Below are 19,396 nucleotides of genomic sequence, written 5' to 3' on the forward strand. Positions count from 1 at the left end.
ATGGCAGCTAAAGACGTAAAATTTGGTAATGATGCTCGCAGCAAAATGTTGCGTGGTGTGAATGTACTGGCTGATGCAGTTAAAGTGACTTTGGGTCCTAAAGGCCGTAATGTTATTTTGGATAAATCTTTTGGTGCACCTGTAATTACTAAAGATGGTGTTTCTGTAGCACGTGAAATCGAATTAGAAGACAAGTTCGAGAATATGGGTGCACAGATGGTTAAAGAAGTTGCCTCTAAAGCTAATGATGCAGCAGGCGACGGTACAACCACTGCAACTGTACTGGCTCAAGCGATCGTCACTGAAGGTCTGAAAGCAGTTGCTGCTGGCATGAACCCAATGGATCTGAAACGTGGTATCGATAAAGCAGTAATTTCTGCGGTTGAAGAGCTGAAGAAACTGTCCGTACCTTGCTCTGATTCCACTTCCATTGCACAGGTTGGTACAATCTCTGCAAACTCCGACGAAACCGTAGGTAAACTGATCGCAGAAGCGATGGATAAAGTCGGTAAAGAAGGTGTAATCACCGTTGAAGAAGGTACTGGTCTGGAAGACGAACTGGACGTTGTTGAAGGTATGCAGTTTGATCGTGGTTACCTCTCTCCTTATTTCATCAACAAACCAGAAGCAGGTTCTGTTGAGCTGGAAAACCCATACATCCTGCTGGTAGACAAAAAAGTTTCTAATATCCGTGAACTGCTGCCAGTTCTGGAAGGTGTAGCTAAGGCGAGCAAGCCTCTGGTTATCATCGCTGAAGATGTTGAAGGCGAAGCGCTGGCTACTCTGGTTGTGAACAACATGCGTGGTATCGTGAAAGTTGCAGCGGTTAAAGCACCAGGTTTCGGTGATCGCCGTAAAGCAATGCTACAGGATATCGCTATTCTGACTAACGGTACTGTGATTTCTGAAGAGATTGGTCTGGAGCTGGAAAAAGCAACTCTGGAAGATCTGGGTCAGGCAAAACGTGTCGTTATCAGCAAAGACACGACTACTATCATTGATGGCGTAGGTGAAGCTAGCGCAATTGAAGCGCGTGTTAGTCAAATCCGTCAGCAAATCGAAGAGTCAACTTCTGACTATGACCGTGAAAAACTGCAGGAGCGCGTAGCGAAACTGGCAGGCGGTGTTGCTGTGATCAAAGTTGGTGCAGCAACTGAAGTTGAAATGAAAGAAAAACGTGCTCGTGTTGACGATGCCTTGCATGCAACTCGCGCAGCAGTAGAAGAAGGTGTTGTTGCTGGTGGTGGTGTTGCTCTGGTTCGCGCAGCGGCAGCTATCGCAGATCTGGTTGGAGACAACGAAGATCAGAACGTAGGTATCCGTGTTGCACTGCGTGCAATGGAAGCGCCAATGCGTCAGATCGTAGACAACGCAGGTGAAGAGTCATCTGTTGTTGTGAACAACGTGAAAGCAGGTCAGGGCAACCACGGTTATAACGCTGCAACTGAACAGTACGGCGACATGATCGAAATGGGTATTCTGGATCCAACTAAAGTAACGCGTTCTGCACTGCAATTCGCAGCTTCTATTGCTGGTCTGATGATCACCACTGAAGCGATGATCACTGATCTGCCAAAAGATGACAAAGCAGACTTAGGCGCAGCTGGTGGCATGGGCGGTATGGGTGGAATGGGCGGCATGATGTAGTGCTGTTCATCCTGATGATGGAATTGCCCGTCCATTAGGATAAAAGTTTGAAGGCGAGCAGAAAATATCTGCTCGCCTTTTTACTTTTGACTCTTAATGAAATACAAAAGGGTATATTTATCATTGTGGTATAAGTTTCGTGGTGTAAGTTCCAATAACCGATGAGGGAAGAAATGCGAATTAAAATTTTGCTCGGATTGTCAGTATTGCTACTGGCTGGTTGTACAACGAATAATCAATTAACTTCCGCGGGCTCTAATGTACGTTTTGTCGATACTCAGCCGGGTAGCGAATGTCAGCGATTAGGTGAAGTGACTGGTACTCAAAGCAACTGGTTCAATGGGGTTGGTAATGAGAGCAGTTCTATGCGTGGTGCAGCTAATGATTTACGTAATAAAGCGGCTGCAATGGGGGGAAATGTCATTTATGGTGCAAATAGCCCATCAGAAAATCTGTTAGGTAGCTTTGTTCCCCTTGATAGCAAAATGGTTGGACAAGTCTATAAATGTCCCTAGGCGCCAGTAAGAAGATATAGCAAAGAAAAAGAACATGGTATGCAGTTTGGGCAATGTCCAGAAAAACGTTTTGTAACACGATAAGTGACCTGATCGTTTGAATTTCTGTGCACTGCCCATTATGAAATGTTTGTGACGGTGGGTTTGTTGAATCAGCGATGGCTGAACATCATCTTGATCAGTTAGTGCTGCCCGAAGCCTAAATCCAGTGGTGTTTTACTCGGTTCGCCACCGATTTCCCTTATCAGACGCGGAACCAAATAGCCGGAGACTTTAGCCAATAGCTCCCTCATAATGGATTTTGCTTCTTCATCAGTGACAAGAAAATGTGCAGCTCCCTGAACTTTATCCAGCACATGGATGTAGTAAGGTAAGATCCCCGCATCAAATAACGCATTACTTAAGTCTGCCAGAGTATCGGCATTGTCATTTACATCACGCAATATAACGCTTTGATTCAACAGTGTTACTCCCGCTTGTTTCAATCGCATCATGCTATTGTGAAAAGCATCATCAATTTCATTTGCATGGTTAATATGGGTTACCATAATCACTTGCAAATCTGATTGTGCCAAACGGTTACATAATGAAAGAGTAATCCTGTCGGGGATGACGACAGGTAAGCGGGTATGAATACGTAACCGTTTAATATGCGGGATGGATTCAAGATGAGTAATTAGCCAATCCAGTTCATGATCTTTCGCCATAAGCGGGTCACCACCGGAAAAGATGATTTCATTCAGCTCAGTATGCTGTTCAATATAATTAAGTGCTGCATGCCAGTTGTTTTTATTACCTTTATTATCTTCATAAGGGAAATGGCGTCGGAAGCAATAACGGCAATTTACCGCGCAGCCTCCTTTGACCAGTAATAAAGCACGGTTGCGATACTTATGCAGCAATCCGGGAACCACTGGATGTTGTTCATCTAATGGATCAGTGGAAAAACCAGCTGGAATATCAAACTCTTCTCGTGCAGTAAGAACCTGTAGTAATAAGGGATCCCGCGGATCGCCTTTTTTCATTCGTGATACAAATGCTCTTGGCACACGTAAAGGAAATAAGCGCCGCGCCTCATTGCCTTCTTTCAATATGGCGTGCGTGCTCAGGGACAACAATTGCAACAACTCATTGGGATCAGTGATAACATCCGTAAGTTGTTGTAGCCAGACTTCTCTGGCAGGGTGAGTTTGGGTTATAATGTGTGCCATTTTTTGGCTAAGCCATTTCGTTAAAAATTAGAGGATCTCCATGGCTACTTATAGTACCAATGAATTCCGTTCAGGTCTTAAAATCATGTTAGATGGCGAGCCGTGCGCTATCCTTGACAGTGAGTTTGTTAAACCTGGTAAAGGGCAGGCATTTGCCCGCGTCCGTATTCGTAAGTTGATTTCTGGTAAATTGCTGGAAAAAACTTTTAAATCAACAGACTCTGTTGAAAGCGCAGATGTTATGGATATGAACCTGACTTATCTGTACAACGATGGTGAATTCTGGCATTTCATGAACAATGAGACTTTTGAGCAGTTAGCTGCTGATGTGAAAGCCGTTGGTGATAATGAAAAATGGCTGATCGATCAGGCAGAATGTATTCTGACTCTGTGGAATGGCCGTCCTATCGCTGTTACTCCACCAAACTTTGTTGAACTGGAAGTTGTTGACACTGATCCGGGCCTGAAAGGTGATACCGCAGGTACTGGTGGTAAACCAGCAACTCTGAGCACTGGCGCAGTAGTGAAAGTACCTCTGTTTGTACAGATCGGTGAAGTCATTAAAGTTGATACCCGCTCTAACGAATACGTTTCTCGCGTGAAATAATCGCATATCGTTATTTTAAAAAAACCGTAGCCTTTTCGTCTAGAGGTTACGGTTTTTTTGTTGCATTAGATTTGTTACACGTTGCCACTCTCTGATCTGATAGTTATAATCCAGTTGCATTTCTTATCGTTATCTGGGACGACCTGGATAAACGTCATCTGATTGGGGACGGCCCCGCTTTTCATTGGATAATTTTCCATTAGATATTAAGGTGAAAAGGCATGTCTTGGTTGATACTTCTCATCGCGGGTTTACTTGAAGTTGTGTGGGCTGTGGGCCTGAAATACACTCAGGGTTTTTCTCGTTTAGTTCCGAGTCTAATTACCATCAGTGCGATGAGTGTCAGTATAGGGTTACTGGCTTATGCTATGAAAAACTTACCAGCAGGAACTGCCTATGCGGTATGGACAGGCATCGGGGCTGTAGGTACAGCGATCTTCGGTATTATAGTATTGGGGGAATCTGCGAACTTTGCCAGGATATTGAGTCTTGGTCTCATTATTGTTGGTATTATTGGCCTGAAATTTGCCAGCTGACTGTCAGTAAGGTTTGATGATTTGTCAATGAACCCAGCATAATGCTGGGTCTTATTTTTGCTCATTTTTTCTCATAACGAGAAGGCCATATCTCTTCCGGTGTAAGCCCTAGTGCGGCTGCGATAAGACGTTCTCCTTTTGGCCAGTGGCGTTGTAGAGCATTGGCAAGTGTTGATGATGCTAACCCGGCAGTACGTGACACTTCTGATAGTGTTGTGCCTCTTTTTTTCAATTCAGCAATGATATCAGCGGAATGCCAATCTTTATTTTCCATTCTTAAGTTCTCCTGTTACCTGTCATTTTTCAATTAAAAAGAAATGGATTAATAGTAGACTATGAGTCACACATAATAACATAACTAAGATTTAAATGTGACTCATAGTCCGTGGTCGGATAAGTAACATGAATCGATACTTATCGGATGAAAACATCGAACAACATAAAATCCGTTTTTGGACAAAGAATTAGATATCTCAGGAAAGAAGCCGGGATGTCGCAGGAGGCTTTTGCCGATAAGTGTGGTTTGGATCGAACTTATGTCAGCGGCATTGAACGCGGTGTCAGAAATCCTACCTTAGAAATTATTTATGTCATTGCTAATGGATTGCAAATTGAGTTGAATGAACTGTTCAGTTTTGAGACTTCTGTTTCCCCCTAATTAAAATTTCTACAAATTATTTCATTAATCATGATAAGAGACTGTCTGAACTTTGTGGTGTAAAACCACCTTTGGGCTTTGTGAACTATATGCCCAAAGGTGATATTGAATATAGTACATAGTGTTATCAGAGCGCTGTCTCCCCAATATTGTTTAAGGCATCAATGATCATCTGCCAAAATTTGTCTTGATCCAGTTTTACGGCAACTTGAGTATGGCAGCCTTCTGGGGGAGGAACGCGGAAGTCAGCGACTGTCATACCTGTCGTTAAAGCTCCTGTCATCTCGATATTGACGGGGATTTTCTGGGTAGTCATAACCGTAGGATCAATGACATAAGCAACTGCGCAGGGATCATGGACTGGAGGATAATTGAAGCCTTGCCATATCCGATAACTTTCTCCATAAAATTCCAGTGCATCTAATACAAACTGAGCCGGACGTGTTTTTATCCGCGCAATTGCCTCAATCACTTCTGGGGTTGCCTGAGCTTGATGGGTAAGATCTAATCCAACCATTGTTAGTGGCCATTTTTCATTAAAAACAATGTGAGCAGCTTCAGGGTCGATCAAGATATTAAATTCAGCAACAGCGCTCCTGTTACCTATATGGTAACCACCGCCCATTAATACAACTTCTTTTACTCGTTCAACAATGTGGGGCGCTTTTCGGGCAGCAAGGGCGATATTAGTCAAACCTGCCGTTGGAACTAACGTCACGCTTTTAGGCGGATATTCCATGATGATATCAATGATCAAATCAACTGCATGCCGCGGATCCAGTTTTATTACAGGCTCAGGCAATTCAGTGCCGTCCAGACCGGTTTCTCCGTGAATGTCGGGTGCAGTTTTGATCTCTCTTACCAGTGGGCGATGGCACCCCGCAGCAAACGGAACATTGTGGATATTAGCGATACAGGCAATGGAAAGCGCATTACGGGTAACTTTATCTAAGGTTTGGTTACCAACAACGGTCGTCACAGCTAAGAGTTCGATATCGGGGTTTCCATGGGCAAGCAGCATGGCAATGGCATCATCGTGACCAGGATCACAATCGAGGATAATTTTCTTAGGAAGCATATTTATTCCTTTTACGGTGCCTAAAAATTATGGTGCTCAAATATACATACCAAGAATAATTCACCATCAGTAAAAATTCTTCTGCTGACTATCACAAAATGACATGATAAAAATAATAACTTATTAACAATAACTTTAATTATTGTGATTTAATTAACATAAAAATAACAAATAATTTGAGCATTTCTAATACATGTGATTCATATATAGAGTAAAAGTTTGTGGATGAACTTTTCTTATTTTTATTAACTTATTAATTATTTATTTTAGTATCCTTTTGTTATTCCAATTGAATAAAAAATATTACCTGAATAAACGATTTTAAATAAACGCGATACGAGTCCCTGAATAGAAAGCTGTTGGTAGTGTATATCAGGGAAAGGACTGATGCTCACGGGGTGTAATATGAACAATCAGATCGATTCATTAACATACTATGCAGCAACCAAAAAATATGATCTTCGCTTCCCGACACTGACAGAAGATCTGGATGTCGATGTCGTTATCATTGGTGGTGGATTTTCGGGTGTAAATACTGCACTGGAACTGGCAGAAAAAGGCATTACCAATATCGCGATTTTGGAAGGAAGGACTCTGGGATATGGTGGAACGGGGCGCAATGGCGGGCAGGTTATGACTGGCATGGGTCATGATTTGGATCGGATTAAACACCATGTCGGTAAGAAAGGTCTGGAGACAATATTTAAAATCAGCAACATGGGGGCTGAAATTATTCGTGACCGGATTGCCAAATATGATATCAAGGCGGATTTCTGTCGGGGTTATGGTTATCTGGGTTATAACTCCCGACAAGAGAAAACATTGCGAGGCTGGCTGAAAGAATTTCGGGAAGTCAGTCCTGATGTGGAGATTGAACTTTATACTGGTTCAGATGTTAAGAAAGTCATTGGTTCAGATCTTTACACTTCTGCATTGAAACATATGGGCGGAGGGCATGTTCATTCATTGAACCTATTGTTGGGCGAAGCCAAAGCAGTCACAGAGTATGGCGTCAAAATTTTTGAAAACAGCCAGGTTTTGAATGTGGAATATGGCCCACGGGTTACCGTTCGTACAACAATGGGCTCTGTGCGGGCGAACAAAATGCTATGGGCGTGCAATGCTTTTCTGAATGGTCTTGAACCAACTATTTACAAAAAAACGATTAATACTTACGCATTCCAGTTAATGACAGAAGAACTATCAGATGAACTGATAGAAAAAATCAGCCCGATCCGTGGTGCATATAGTGATATCAACCCTGTTATCAATTACTACCGGGTCACCAAAGAGAACCGATTGCTATTTGGTAGTGCGACAAAATATCTCGAATATATTCCTTCGGATTTAAAAGAATGGAACCGCAAGCAGATGCTGGATGTTTATCCCTACCTGAAAGATGTGAAAATTGAATTGGCATGGGGTGGGCCTATGAGTTGTAGCGCCAATCTCTTCCCACAAATAGGTTCTTTGCCAAAACATAACAACGTGTTCTATGTCCAAGGTTATTCGGGTTTTGGTGTGACGCCAAGCCATATTATCTGCAAAGTACTGGCAGAAGGTATGAGTGAAGGCTCCGAGCGCTATTCACTGCTAAGTTCTATCCCACATCTTAATATTATCGGCAAAGATAAATTGAGGCATTTGCTTCTTTCTGCCGGGAAGATTTGGCATCAAGCGTCAGGCTATTGGAAAGGGCGTCGTTAGCGTTATTGATTTTGGAATTTTCACTTTTTGCACATGAACTTTTTTGCACAATTAATTCTGAAAGGTAAAAGTCATGATAAAGCCATTATTGTTAAATAAAGTACTTCCTGAATTAATGCCGATTGGTAGTGTCACCAATCTTGGTTCTATTGTTGTAGAAGGCGATCCACAGGCAAGTGGTGCAATGATCCACGGAGAGCCAACGGATAACCTGACTTGCGGTATTTTTGCCTGTACCAAAGGAAAATTTAAGATGGTTTATCCCTTTGATGAAATGGCAACCGTTCATGAAGGATCCGTGAAACTGACGGATGTTAAAACGGGGATTATGGTCGAATACCACGAAGGTGACTCATGGTTTGCGGCGAAAGGCGCTGAAGTCTTGTGGGAGATCACCAGTGAACGCTTCGTTAAACACTATATGGCATGTGTCAATGCTCAGGTTTCAGACTGACAAGGGGGAAATATAATGAGTGAAATCACTTTGCTAGATTCCGTTACAGCTTTTTTGCAACGTTCTCATGGCCATTATATCAATGGACAGGCTGTTCGTGGTCAGGAAGGCAAAACCTTTTCGGTCGTTAACCCTGCATCTGATGAGGTGATTGCTACTGTCAACCGGGGAAGTCAGGCAGAAGCTAATGCCGCTATGGAAGCGGCATCAACGGCTTTTCATGGTTCATGGGCACAGACTTCTCCTATGGAACGTGGCAATTGTCTGATTCGATTGGCGGATTTACTGCAAAAACATAGTGAAGAACTTGCTCAGCTTGAAAGTCTGTGTTCAGGAAAAACCATTCAGCTATCACGTATGCTGGAGGTTGGTGCTTCTGCTGAGTACTTGCGCTACTTCGCCGGTTGGTCGAGCAAAATAAGCGGTGAAACGCTGAATGTTTCATTGCCATCATTCAAAGGGGAGCAATATACCGCTTTTACCCGTCGTGAACCTGTTGGTGTGGTAGTCGGGATTATTCCATGGAATTTCTCGATTATGATCGCCATCTGGAAACTGGGAGCGGCATTGGCCTGTGGTTGTACGATTGTTCTGAAACCCAGCGAATATACTCCCTTAACTATGCTGCGTGTGGCAGAACTGGCGAAGGAAGCCGGAATTCCTGATGGTGTGATCAACATTGTTAATGGTTCTGGTACTGATGTGGGGGCGGAACTACTCGCTCATCCACTATGTGCCAAAGTCACTTTTACGGGATCAGTCCCTACTGGCTTACTGATTGGTCAATCTGTGATGGAAAACGGCCTGCTCCGTGCAACGTTGGAGTTGGGAGGCAAAAATGCGGCGGCTTTCTTGGCGGATATGTCTGTCGAGAAAATTGTTGAAGGAATATTAGAAGCTGGTTATGTGAATCAGGGGCAAATTTGTGCAGCGGCGGAACGTTTCTATATTCCTTCTGTTCACATGGATGCGGTTTTGAAATTACTTTCTGAACGTTTGTCTGCGATGAAGATTGGCTCTCCCCTTGATGAAACAACAGAGATGGGACCTTTGGCAAACAAAGAGCATTACGAAAAAATTCTGTCTCTGTTTGAAAAAGCGCGCCAGGAGGGGAATGAAATCATATATGGTGGCCGTGCACTGGAAGGGAAAGGTTTCTTTGTTATGCCAACCGTGATCCGTGCGAAAAGCGCCGAAGATACGTTAATGAAAGAAGAAACGTTCGGCCCGATAGGGACCTTCCTCAGTTACGATGATGAGGAAGAGCTGATTGCCATGATGAATGCAACGCCATTCGGCTTATCTGCCAGTTTATGGACAAACGACTTAAGTAAGGCAATGCGCATGATCCCACGTATCCGGGCGGGTATTTTATGGATTAACATGCATACGTTCCTTGATCCCGCAGTTCCGTTTGGTGGTATGAAATCTTCAGGAATTGGTCGTGAGTTTGGCAAGGAATTCATTGAGCACTACACAGAACTAAAATCGGTCATGATGCGATATTGATAGCAACAGGCCATTTATACTAACAAATTTCAGGTTGTCTCATAGAGCGTAAACGGGGCAACCTGTAATAAATTGTCATAAATGTGTTATTAACTTTTCACAGTAATGTCATATTAGGTGTTCACTATTTGGGGATAAATTCATATTTATGGTGTTTTGTTTAATTTTCCCGAAAGTAAGGAACCCTCTATGCCTTATAGCTACATCCCCTCCCGTAATTACACAAAAAACTTGCTAATTCTTACTATCGCCATATTAATGTCAGGAACCTGTTTATCTGCACGAGCCGGTAATACAGATAACATCATGGCAGAACCCCGTTTGGCCCATGGAGATATAACCCAGTTCGGTGGTGCCCGTCGTCTTACCAAAGATCAAACGGATGCTCTTAAAGCAGCATTGAGTAATAAGAAAGCGAAGAATGTTATTCTGTTTATCGGTGATGGTATGGGTGATTCTGAAATCACATTAGCCCGTAATTATTCACAAGGCGCTGGGGGGGTTTTTAAGGGAATTGATGCACTGCCTTTTACTGGTCAATACACGCATTACTCTCTGAATAAAGAGACGAAGAAACCAAACTATGTCACGGATTCTGCTGCTTCTGCCACTGCGTGGTCAACAGGGACGAAAACCTATAATGGTGCGTTGGGCATTGATGTTTTTGGTAAAGCACATCAGTCATTACTGGAGTTAGCAAAGAAAAACGGAAAAGCGACAGGAAATGTTACGACGGCCGAAGTTCAGGATGCTACACCAGCCGCGTTGTATGCCCATATCACAAACCGTAAATGCTATGGCCCACGGGAAACTTCGGCAAAATGTCCTACCGATGCTTTAGAAAACGGTGGTAAAGGTTCTATCACAGAACAGCTTTTAGTTGTGCGTTCCGATATTACTTTGGGGGGCGGTGCTAAAAGCTTTGAGCAACAATCGTTATCCGGCGTTAATAAAGGAAAAACGCTGAAACGACAAGCCCTGGAACAAGGGTATCAATGGGTAACGGATATAAAATCATTACATGGTATTCAAGAGGCCAATCAGAAAAAACCACTGTTGGGATTGTTCAATGATGGAAATATGGCTGTGATCTGGGAAGGGCCAAAAGCGGTTTATCATGGCAACATTAATGAAGCGCCAGTGAAGTGTAAAATTAACACTGATCGTAATTCCGCTGAACCCACATTGGCACAACTAACAGAAAAAGCGATTGATTTACTGAAAACCAATAAGAATGGATTCTTCTTGCAGGTGGAAAGTGCTTCGATTGATAAACAAGATCATGAAGCTAACCCTTGTGCCCAAATTGGGGAAACAGTGGCATTAGATGAAGCTGTACAAGCGGGTTTGAAATTTGCAAAGCAACATGGAGACACTTTAGTTATTGTTACGGCTGATCATGCTCATTCCAGCCAGATTATTGAACCCGATGTTAAATCCCCCGGACTGACCCGCTCATTGATTACCAAAGATGGTGCAGTCATCACTGTAAACTATAGCGATTCAGAAAAAGACAAACAAAATCATACCGGAACACAATTACGTGTTGCCGCTTATGGCCCTTATGCAGCCAATGTTGTTGGTTTAACTGATCAAACCGATTTGTTCTTTACCATACGTGATGCGATGGAATTGAAATAATAAGGTAATGAATGTTGTTATAGATTTTCAATTTGTGATTAAGGTGCCACACTATATGATAGTGGGAATTATTATCATTTATTGTGGCGGTTGATTATGACCAGTGTAAAGCGGAATCTAAAGCTGACTGTCTGGCACAGTATTACGGGATTGTGGGGTATTCTGCTATCCAGTTTGGTTACATTCGCATTAGTAATAACAGGAGCAGGGATAGAACAATTTAAAATCAGCATCCAGGGGGCAATGATTTTAACACTTTTGCTATTGTTACATCGTAATGCCCGCCATTTTTTGCTGCTCCCTGCCGGGATTGCTGTGACATGTAGTTTGTTTGCTGGTTTGCGTTATTTAGGGCACTTTCATTTTTGAGAGTAGTAAGATGTAATTATGGGGATAAAACCAAAAAAAAGAACGGAGAAAAAGCGAGAAAAATGTGAAACAGATAAGAGATGAGCAGATAAGTATTAACAGTGGTGCGAAGGGGGGGACTTGAACCCCCACGTCCGTAAGGACACTAACACCTGAAGCTAGCGCGTCTACCAATTCCGCCACCCTCGCAGGTACTGCTACTTATCTGGTTTGTTTAACTGATTTATCCAGTTGATTCGTTTAATCGATAGTTATCTGATTTGGTGCGAAGGGGGGGACTTGAACCCCCACGTTCGTAAGAACACTAACACCTGAAGCTAGCGCGTCTACCAATTCCGCCACCCTCGCAAATTCAGACACTATCATTTAAATAGACAACCACTTAAACAGATAGTATGGGGGCGAATTCTAGAGATTTTACGGCTGACGTCAATCATTATTTATCGGGAGAAAGTATGATTGATGCAAAAATCGACATATCGGTATTGCCCACCCATTTGGGAAGGGCAATGGTTATTTGATTCGTTACTTTTTAGTGGCTTGATAAATTTTGAATTTACCTGTCTGAGCAATCACTTCGTGTTTACCAAAAGCGCTATCCAGCAGCTCCGGGTAAGGTAAAAAAGCATTTGCTACGATCCGAAACTTACCACCATATTTCAGATAGTTGGGTGCCATGCGGATTATATCATCAGCCGCTGACAGATTTGTCTTCAGGCCGTCATGGAATGGCGGATTGGAAATGATCCAGTCGAATTTTTCTTCAATAGCGGAGTAAACATTACTGGTAATGACATTCCCTTCCAGTGTATTTGCTTTCAGTGTCGCTTTACTGGATGTGATAGCTGCTGCATTGACATCGCTGAGTGTCAGTGACAAGCCGGGGTTATTTTTACCCAACACCGTTGCTAAGACACCAGAGCCACAAGCGATGTCCAGCAGGTTGCCAGAAATCGGTGTATCAAACGTAGAGAGCAGAAGACGGCTGCCAACATCCAGATTATCCTGACTGAATACGCCGGGCAATGTATTGACAGTGACATCGCCGACTTGATAGCTGTTCCACCAATTGTTCTGATCAAACTGAACCTGATACTCCAGTTGACCGTAAAAAAGGCTGCAACGGCGGGCGCTGTCTACTTTGCGGAAAGTGGCAATGCCTTCCATCAGTTTATCAACGCTACGAACACCACTGCGATTTTCGCCGACAATAAAAACATCGGTTCCGACAGGCAGAATGGAAAACAGACTGCGAAGTTGGAAACGTGCTTCATGCTTGCTTTTTGGCCAATAATAAATCAGCGTATCACATCCTTTGACAAATGTGCTGTCCGCAGTAAGACCAAACGAGGCATTATCACCCAGTGTGCGGATCAGTGACTGCCAGTGATGATATTGATTAGTATGTACCCGCACACTTGCAGCTTCAATTTCCGTTGCCAGAGTATCCTGAAGGTCACCCGCAAAAAGCAGATGATGGGAGCGGAATTGCTCTTGATGGCGCAGGATAACCTCACTGGCCGGTGTTAATACTGACATCTATGATTAGCTCCTTATAAATCTTTATCCAGTAACAATTATCTGTGGGCAAAGCTGAGATACCGTGTTGATTGGCGCAGAGATAAGCCCTCTGATAATATACCTTTCATCTTTCAAGTTGCAGTTTTGTTGGCTGCAACTTGAAATCTATTAGGTATATATTACCTGTTATTTTTTATGGCAGATGGAATAAAAACACGATGACAAAGCGTGACAGATCACTTACTCGATTGGGCATTACCCAATGGGTTTTGCGTAGCCCTGCGACCCTGCGAGGTGAATTATCTGTCCTCATCCCTGACTCAACCCGTCTGTTGATCATTAGCCATGATCACATTGACTTAAGTCATGCATTACTTGCTGATATTTTCACAGCCATGGGGATTAATGTCTCATCAGTTTATTGCATCACGACAAAAGATGTTGAGTTACTTTCGGAATCAATCCACTGCCCATGCTGGCTGTTGGGGGTTGATATTACCTTATCAATACAAGGGATTTCTTTGAGAAGCCCTGCATTAAATGATTTATCCCTTGATGGGGATGCAAAACGCGCTCTTTGGCAACAAATTTACCATTATGAAGAATATTTCTCTATTAACTCCCGTTGATCTTCCCGTTGCATTTCAAATAGAGCAGATCAGCCATGCTTTTCCCTGGAGTAAAAAAACTTTTTATTCTAATCAGGGAGAACGCTATCTCAATTACAAAATCGTGCTTAATGACCAGATGATTGGTTTTGCAATAGTACAGTGTGTTTTAGATGAAGCGACACTCTTTAATATCGCTATTCATCCTGAGTATCAATCACAGGGGCATGGGAAAACATTGCTGAAATACTTGATCGATGTATTACCTCAAAAGCAGATTAATACGTTGTGGCTTGAAGTACGATATTCAAACAGGTCGGCGATTCGTTTGTATGAAGATTTGGGATTTAACGAAGTTTCCATTCGCAAAAACTATTACCCAACCGCGACAGGAAAAGAAGACGCAATCATTATGGCGTTGCCGTTATTTGGAGAGTAACGGAGTTTTACACCATATTGAGTATCATTGGTTGTCTATAACGCCAAGTTCAGCGAAAATAAGCGCCAATCACGATTAACATGCCGGATCCGAAGGTGAAGCGTCATTCTGTGCATCACAAACGGTAGTTATCCGCGCGTAGACTAGAAGATTTCAATTAATGTCAAATTCCTCATTCTTGCAAGAAGTAGCCAAGCGGAGAACCTTTGCAATAATTTCTCACCCCGATGCGGGTAAAACGACTATTACTGAAAAGGTATTGCTGTTCGGACAGGCTATTCAGAAAGCGGGTACGGTAAAAGGCCGGGGTTCCAGTCAGCACGCTAAATCAGACTGGATGGAGATGGAAAAGCAACGTGGTATCTCCATTACCACCTCGGTGATGCAGTTTCCTTATAGTGATTGTCTGGTTAACTTACTGGATACTCCGGGGCATGAGGATTTCTCCGAAGATACTTATCGTACTCTGACTGCGGTGGACTGCTGTTTGATGGTAATTGACGCTGCTAAAGGTGTTGAGGATCGTACCCGTAAACTGATGGAAGTCACCCGCCTGCGTGATACGCCGATCCTGACATTCATGAATAAACTCGACCGTGATATCCGCGATCCGATGGAATTGATGGATGAAGTGGAAAACGAGTTAAATATCGCCTGTAGCCCGATCACATGGCCGATCGGCTGTGGTAAATCATTTAAAGGGGTTTATCATCTCTATCTGGATGAAATTTATCTGTATCAATCTGGTCAGGGGCATACGATTCAGGAAGTCCGGGCTATTAAAGGGCTGGATAACCCTGAGCTGGATGCGGTAGTTGGTGAGGATCTGGCTAATCAGTTACGTGAAGAGCTGGAACTGGTCAAAGGTGCCTCACACGAATTCGATCTGGATGCCTTCTTACAAGGTGAATTAACCCCGGTATTTTTCGGTACTGCACTCGGTAATTTTGGTGTTGATCACATGCTGGATGGCCTTGTGAAATGGGCACCGATGCCAATGCCTCGTCAGGCTGATGCACGTGAAGTCACTGCAAAAGAAGAAAAATTCACGGGTTTTGTTTTTAAAATTCAGGCTAATATGGATCCGAAACACCGTGACCGAGTGGCATTTTTGCGTGTCGTTTCTGGTAAATACGAAAAAGGCATGAAACTGCGTCAGGTGCGTACCAAAAAAGATGTGGTTATTTCAGATGCGCTGACTTTTATGGCCGGAGATCGCTCCCATGTCGAAGATGCGTATCCGGGAGACATTATTGGCCTGCACAACCATGGCACGATTCAGATTGGTGATACCTTTACCCAGGGTGAAGAACTGAAATTCACAGGCATTCCAAACTTTGCCCCTGAATTGTTCCGTCGTATTCGGTTGCGTGATCCACTGAAACAAAAACAATTGTTGAAAGGCCTTGTTCAGTTATCAGAAGAGGGCGCAGTACAGGTATTTCGCCCATTAACCAATAATGACCTGATCGTTGGGGCAGTGGGTGTACTTCAGTTTGATGTTGTTGTGTCCCGTTTGAAGAGTGAATATAACGTTGAAGCGCTGTATGAACCTGTCAACGTTTCTACTGCACGTTGGGTAGAATGTAATGATGTCAAGAAACTGGAAGAGTTCAAACGCAAGAGTGAGCAAAATCTGGCACTTGATGGTGGCGATAACCTGACTTACATTGCACCAACCATGGTTAATTTAAATCTGACCAGTGAACGTTATCCTGATATTGTTTTCCGTAAGACGCGGGAACACTAATATTTTTTCGGGGCCAACAAGTCGTTGGCCTTTTTAATTTGTTACTCCATTCTAAATATATTGGTTATGCTATATTTAAAGCATAATTTTCTGGCTTAAGAAAATATACGTTATTTATTGTAAAGCCCATTTCATCCCCATAATTTGATGATATATCATCTTCTGACAATTTAGCTTAGTTAAGGGAAGGTAGTAGGATGAAAAAATCAACGTTCACACACTCACTCCTGTCCGTTGTTTTAGGATCGGTTTTAAGCTTGGTATTGATAAGTGGCAGCGTATCAGCCGCAGAAACATCTTCAGGCAATGCTATAGAAAGTAATTCCTTAGAAAATAAAATATTAGAAAATACGAGCCAGAAAATTGATAATTCAATCAAGAACGCAGCGGAAAAATTTGATAACTCACTGAAACAAGTAGGTAGTTCTATTGATGATAGTGTTATTACTGCCAAAATAAAAGAAAAGTTACTGGAATATAAAGGGATTAATAGTAACAATATTTCAGTGAAAACGGAAAAAGGCGTGGTTTATCTTTCCGGTTTTGTCAAAAATGAAGAACAGGTTAAGCGGGTTATCAAAATTGCGCATCAAGTAGATGGAGTTAAGTTCGTAAACAGTACGTTAACTATCAAAAAATAATGCGTATTTTGCTGGAGTGGCAGATAATAGGCCACTCTTTTTGTTTTTATTCTCCAGGTCTCCAAATAAAACCCAACCTGATTAAGCGATTAACTTTTCAAGAGGCATAATATGTGCTGTCTATTCAAAGAGTAAGCAAATGCTTGTCTGTTGGTGAATTAATCTTCATTATTTAATCCAAGTTTTATAAATATAAACACACTGTTTTTTACAAGCACTTTGTTTGCATAACAATATACTAATAGACAGTTATATACCCAATGGATGTCAAAAGGCGTCGCAGCCAACACAAAGAGACAACTTGAAAGACGGAGGGTATAACTCAAATTGCATTTTGAAACTGACATTGACTTTGCAGGGGGGATTATGGGGAAACATATTCAGATTACGCTGGGTAATTTAGAGCCGTTAGCTTATACGTCACGGATTAAACCGGGAAAAATTGCACTTGTCTGTGAAGGTGGTGGGCAGCGGGGAATTTTTACCGCAGGTGTGTTGGATGAATTTCTCCGGCTTGACTTCAACCCATTCGAATTGTTTCTTGGTACTTCCGCAGGTGCGCAGAACCTTTCTGCTTATATCTGTGGGCAGAGAGGATATGCCCGTAAGGTAATTAGAAATTACACAACTAATACTACCTTTTTTAATCCGTTGCGTTTTGTCCGGGGTGGGCATTTAATCGATCTGGATTGGTATATTGATATCGTTTCTGAAAAATCACCCTTGAATATCCCTATTGCGATGCGACATTTTGATGCAGGTCGTGAATTCTATATGTGTGCCTGTCGGGCGGATGATTTTGAAGCCAATTATTTTCATCCTGAGGAAAATAATTGGATGGAGATTATAAAGGCTTCCAGCGCTATTCCTGGCTTTTATCGCAATGGCGTGACGCTTGATGGCATTGTTTATCAGGATGGTGGCATTTGTGATGCGATCCCAGTAGAAGAGGCTTATCGCCGTGGTGCAGATACCATTGTGGTGGTCAGAACAGTACCATCACAGCTCTATTACACGCAACAGTGGATTAAACGAATAGAGCGTTGGCTGGAAAGCAGTAGCTCACAAAAGATGATTCAGATGTTGAAGCTGCATGCCAAAAGTTACTACCGGACACAGCAATTTATTGAAAATCCGCCGGATGATGTGCAGGTATTCGAAATTTATCCACCCGCACCATTGGCTGCAATGGCACTGGGAAGCAGGATCAGTGCATTGGATAAGGATTATCACCTGGGGCGGCGCTGTGGGCGGTATTTTCTGGCAACCATCGGACATACTTTTGTCGGAGGTAAATTCGGGTTGGCAGAACGTAAAAGTTATGGTGTTTGTCGCAACGGTTTAAATCATGATGAAATAAACCGTAATGGCTTCCGGCACAATGGTTTTTTGGACAATATGAATAACCCGGAGATTGAAGGAACAGAGGTGAATGATATTACCCCGGCTCCACTGACGGGTACTACCATGATGGATAAGTAGATGTTTATCGATACACATTGCCATTTTGATTTCCCCCCTTTTGTTGACGATGAAACAGCAAGTTTAGAACGCGCCAGACAAACAGGGGTAGAAAAAATCATTGTCCCGACAGTCAGTCAGGTGAATTTTCAGCGTGTCGCTGATCTGGCCGCTACCCATGACTCAATTCATGCAGCGTTTGGGTTACATCCCTTGTATATCAATGAACATCATGACGCGCATCTGGATGAACTGGAGCAGAAACTCAAGGAAAAACAGTCTAACTGTGTAGCGGTAGGTGAAACCGGGCTTGATCTGTATATGCCAGAACCTCAGTTTGAAAAGCAAAAAAGCTTCTTGGCAGCGCAACTCGTGCTGGCCAAAAAATATGAATTGCCTGTGATACTTCACTCCCGCAAAAGCCACGATCAATTGGCAGCAATGTTACGGAAACACAGCGTGCCACGTACCGGGGTGATCCATGGTTTTGCCGGAAGCTTGTCTCAGGCACAAGCTTTTATTCGTTTGGGTTTTTACATTGGTGTTGGTGGAACTATTACTTATGAGAGGGCAAAAAAGACGCGTGATACGATTGCACGATTACCACTGTCATCTCTTGTGTTAGAAACAGATGCACCTGATATGCCATTATCAGGGTTTCAGGGGCAACCAAACCGACCAGAAAGAGTTGCTCAGGTTTTTTCTGCATTGTGTGAATTGCGTCCTGAATCTGTAGATAAAATTTCCCGCCAAATTTATCAAAATAGCATGACATTGTTTGCATTAAGCTAGTTTCCGTTGAATAAAAATCAGGCCATTTTTTGTCAGGTAAAGGATGGTCTTCCGTCTTAAATAAACATTAATAATATTAAACTGGCATTATCTTCTTATTTCTCCCTTTTTTTCCGCAAGATTATCTAACCCCTGATAAATAACATGGTTATATGTGATGTAAGTCTCATTTTTTGTTTTTATATTACTTTTTGCTGTATTAATTTGTGATGTTAGTAGCTTGTTCTTTTTTACTACTAGGTATAATCGCCT

Annotated in this window: 20 protein-coding genes and 2 tRNA genes; 16 read left to right on the plus strand and 6 right to left on the minus strand. The window is 42.7% G+C overall.

Annotation, left to right across the window (positions count from 1 at the left end; translation table 11 throughout):
• On the plus strand, nucleotides 1–1,647 hold the full coding sequence (gene groL, locus BDD26_RS03445; protein ID WP_038260434.1) for a chaperonin GroEL: 1,647 nt from the start codon (nucleotides 1–3) through the stop codon (nucleotides 1,645–1,647).
• A 173-nt stretch (nucleotides 1,648–1,820) separates the two neighbouring features.
• Nucleotides 1,821–2,162, plus strand: a complete 342-nt coding sequence (locus BDD26_RS03450) for a DUF4156 domain-containing protein (RefSeq protein ID WP_038260435.1) — start codon at nucleotides 1,821–1,823, stop codon at nucleotides 2,160–2,162.
• 182 nt (nucleotides 2,163–2,344) lie between these two features.
• On the opposite strand, the gene epmB is transcribed toward BDD26_RS03450, so the two are convergent.
• On the minus strand, nucleotides 2,345–3,373 hold the full coding sequence (gene epmB, locus BDD26_RS03455; RefSeq protein ID WP_115825554.1) for an EF-P beta-lysylation protein EpmB: 1,029 nt from the start codon (nucleotides 3,371–3,373) through the stop codon (nucleotides 2,345–2,347).
• Nucleotides 3,374–3,413: 40 nt separating this feature from the next.
• Between epmB and efp the strand changes: the two genes are divergently transcribed.
• Together efp and sugE are read left to right on the plus strand one after the other, a co-directional pair.
• On the plus strand, nucleotides 3,414–3,980 hold the full coding sequence (gene efp / locus BDD26_RS03460; RefSeq protein ID WP_115825555.1) for an elongation factor P: 567 nt from the start codon (nucleotides 3,414–3,416) through the stop codon (nucleotides 3,978–3,980).
• A 221-nt stretch (nucleotides 3,981–4,201) separates the two neighbouring features.
• Nucleotides 4,202–4,516, plus strand: a complete 315-nt coding sequence (gene sugE / locus BDD26_RS03465; RefSeq protein ID WP_115825556.1) for a quaternary ammonium compound efflux SMR transporter SugE — start codon at nucleotides 4,202–4,204, stop codon at nucleotides 4,514–4,516.
• 61 nt (nucleotides 4,517–4,577) lie between these two features.
• On the opposite strand, the gene BDD26_RS03470 is transcribed toward sugE, so the two are convergent.
• Nucleotides 4,578–4,790, minus strand: a complete 213-nt coding sequence (locus BDD26_RS03470) for a helix-turn-helix domain-containing protein (RefSeq protein ID WP_038260439.1) — start codon at nucleotides 4,788–4,790, stop codon at nucleotides 4,578–4,580.
• Nucleotides 4,791–4,937: 147 nt separating this feature from the next.
• On the opposite strand from BDD26_RS03470, the gene BDD26_RS03475 reads away from it, so the two are divergent.
• Nucleotides 4,938–5,174: a helix-turn-helix domain-containing protein gene (locus tag BDD26_RS03475; RefSeq protein ID WP_072021990.1), complete on the plus strand. Its 237-nt coding sequence runs from the start codon at nucleotides 4,938–4,940 to the stop codon at nucleotides 5,172–5,174.
• A 127-nt stretch (nucleotides 5,175–5,301) separates the two neighbouring features.
• Here BDD26_RS03475 and uriH read toward each other — a convergent pair whose 3' ends face one another.
• On the minus strand, nucleotides 5,302–6,252 hold the full coding sequence (uriH, locus tag BDD26_RS03480; protein ID WP_115825557.1) for a uridine-preferring nucleoside hydrolase UriH: 951 nt from the start codon (nucleotides 6,250–6,252) through the stop codon (nucleotides 5,302–5,304).
• A 405-nt stretch (nucleotides 6,253–6,657) separates the two neighbouring features.
• Here uriH and BDD26_RS03485 point away from each other — a divergent pair, with 405 nt between their 5' ends.
• From BDD26_RS03485 to BDD26_RS03505, 5 genes are all read left to right on the plus strand, one after another.
• Complete coding sequence (locus BDD26_RS03485; RefSeq protein WP_115825558.1) at nucleotides 6,658–7,959, plus strand: NAD(P)/FAD-dependent oxidoreductase; 1,302 nt, start codon at nucleotides 6,658–6,660, stop codon at nucleotides 7,957–7,959.
• 73 nt (nucleotides 7,960–8,032) lie between these two features.
• Nucleotides 8,033–8,413, plus strand: coding sequence for a cupin domain-containing protein (locus BDD26_RS03490; protein WP_115825559.1), 381 nt, complete (start codon nucleotides 8,033–8,035; stop codon nucleotides 8,411–8,413).
• Between the two features lie 15 nt (nucleotides 8,414–8,428).
• A complete protein-coding gene (locus BDD26_RS03495) occupies nucleotides 8,429–9,922 on the plus strand; it encodes an aldehyde dehydrogenase family protein (RefSeq protein WP_115825560.1) in 1,494 nt (497 codons plus the stop codon).
• A gap of 189 nt (nucleotides 9,923–10,111) precedes the next feature.
• Nucleotides 10,112–11,563 (plus strand): alkaline phosphatase, encoded by a 1,452-nt coding sequence (gene phoA, locus BDD26_RS03500; protein ID WP_115825561.1) that lies wholly within the window; start codon nucleotides 10,112–10,114, stop codon nucleotides 11,561–11,563.
• 96 nt (nucleotides 11,564–11,659) lie between these two features.
• Nucleotides 11,660–11,932, plus strand: a complete 273-nt coding sequence (locus tag BDD26_RS03505) for a DUF1435 family protein (protein WP_038266621.1) — start codon at nucleotides 11,660–11,662, stop codon at nucleotides 11,930–11,932.
• Nucleotides 11,933–12,034: 102 nt separating this feature from the next.
• Here the strand turns inward: BDD26_RS03505 and BDD26_RS03510 are convergent.
• From BDD26_RS03510 to rsmC, 3 genes are all read right to left on the minus strand, one after another.
• Nucleotides 12,035–12,121: transfer RNA gene (locus tag BDD26_RS03510), tRNA-Leu, on the minus strand.
• A 72-nt stretch (nucleotides 12,122–12,193) separates the two neighbouring features.
• Nucleotides 12,194–12,280: transfer RNA gene (locus BDD26_RS03515), tRNA-Leu, on the minus strand.
• A 177-nt stretch (nucleotides 12,281–12,457) separates the two neighbouring features.
• Complete coding sequence (gene rsmC / locus BDD26_RS03520; RefSeq protein ID WP_038264519.1) at nucleotides 12,458–13,471, minus strand: 16S rRNA (guanine(1207)-N(2))-methyltransferase RsmC; 1,014 nt, start codon at nucleotides 13,469–13,471, stop codon at nucleotides 12,458–12,460.
• Between the two features lie 200 nt (nucleotides 13,472–13,671).
• Between rsmC and BDD26_RS03525 the strand changes: the two genes are divergently transcribed.
• From BDD26_RS03525 to BDD26_RS03550, 6 genes are all read left to right on the plus strand, one after another.
• Entirely contained in the window at nucleotides 13,672–14,082 is a 411-nt protein-coding gene (locus BDD26_RS03525) for a DNA polymerase III subunit psi (RefSeq protein ID WP_038264522.1), read from the plus strand.
• Nucleotides 14,051–14,500: a ribosomal protein S18-alanine N-acetyltransferase gene (gene rimI / locus BDD26_RS03530; protein WP_115825562.1), complete on the plus strand. Its 450-nt coding sequence runs from the start codon at nucleotides 14,051–14,053 to the stop codon at nucleotides 14,498–14,500. The genes BDD26_RS03525 and rimI overlap by 32 nt, the downstream gene beginning before the upstream one ends.
• A 160-nt stretch (nucleotides 14,501–14,660) precedes the next feature.
• On the plus strand, nucleotides 14,661–16,250 hold the full coding sequence (gene prfC, locus BDD26_RS03535) for a peptide chain release factor 3 (RefSeq protein ID WP_115825563.1): 1,590 nt from the start codon (nucleotides 14,661–14,663) through the stop codon (nucleotides 16,248–16,250).
• Nucleotides 16,251–16,447: 197 nt separating this feature from the next.
• The gene (locus BDD26_RS03540) at nucleotides 16,448–16,891 is read left to right on the plus strand and encodes a BON domain-containing protein (RefSeq protein WP_038264532.1); all 444 of its coding nucleotides are present in this window, start codon (nucleotides 16,448–16,450) and stop codon (nucleotides 16,889–16,891) included.
• A gap of 366 nt (nucleotides 16,892–17,257) precedes the next feature.
• The gene (locus BDD26_RS03545; protein ID WP_038264535.1) at nucleotides 17,258–18,373 is read left to right on the plus strand and encodes a patatin-like phospholipase family protein; all 1,116 of its coding nucleotides are present in this window, start codon (nucleotides 17,258–17,260) and stop codon (nucleotides 18,371–18,373) included.
• A complete protein-coding gene (locus BDD26_RS03550; RefSeq protein WP_115825564.1) occupies nucleotides 18,374–19,144 on the plus strand; it encodes a TatD family hydrolase in 771 nt (256 codons plus the stop codon). It abuts the gene before it with no gap.
• Nucleotides 19,145–19,396: the final 252 nt, after the last annotated feature.

The organism is Xenorhabdus cabanillasii (genome assembly GCF_003386665.1).
Classification (GTDB): domain Bacteria; phylum Pseudomonadota; class Gammaproteobacteria; order Enterobacterales; family Enterobacteriaceae; genus Xenorhabdus; species Xenorhabdus cabanillasii.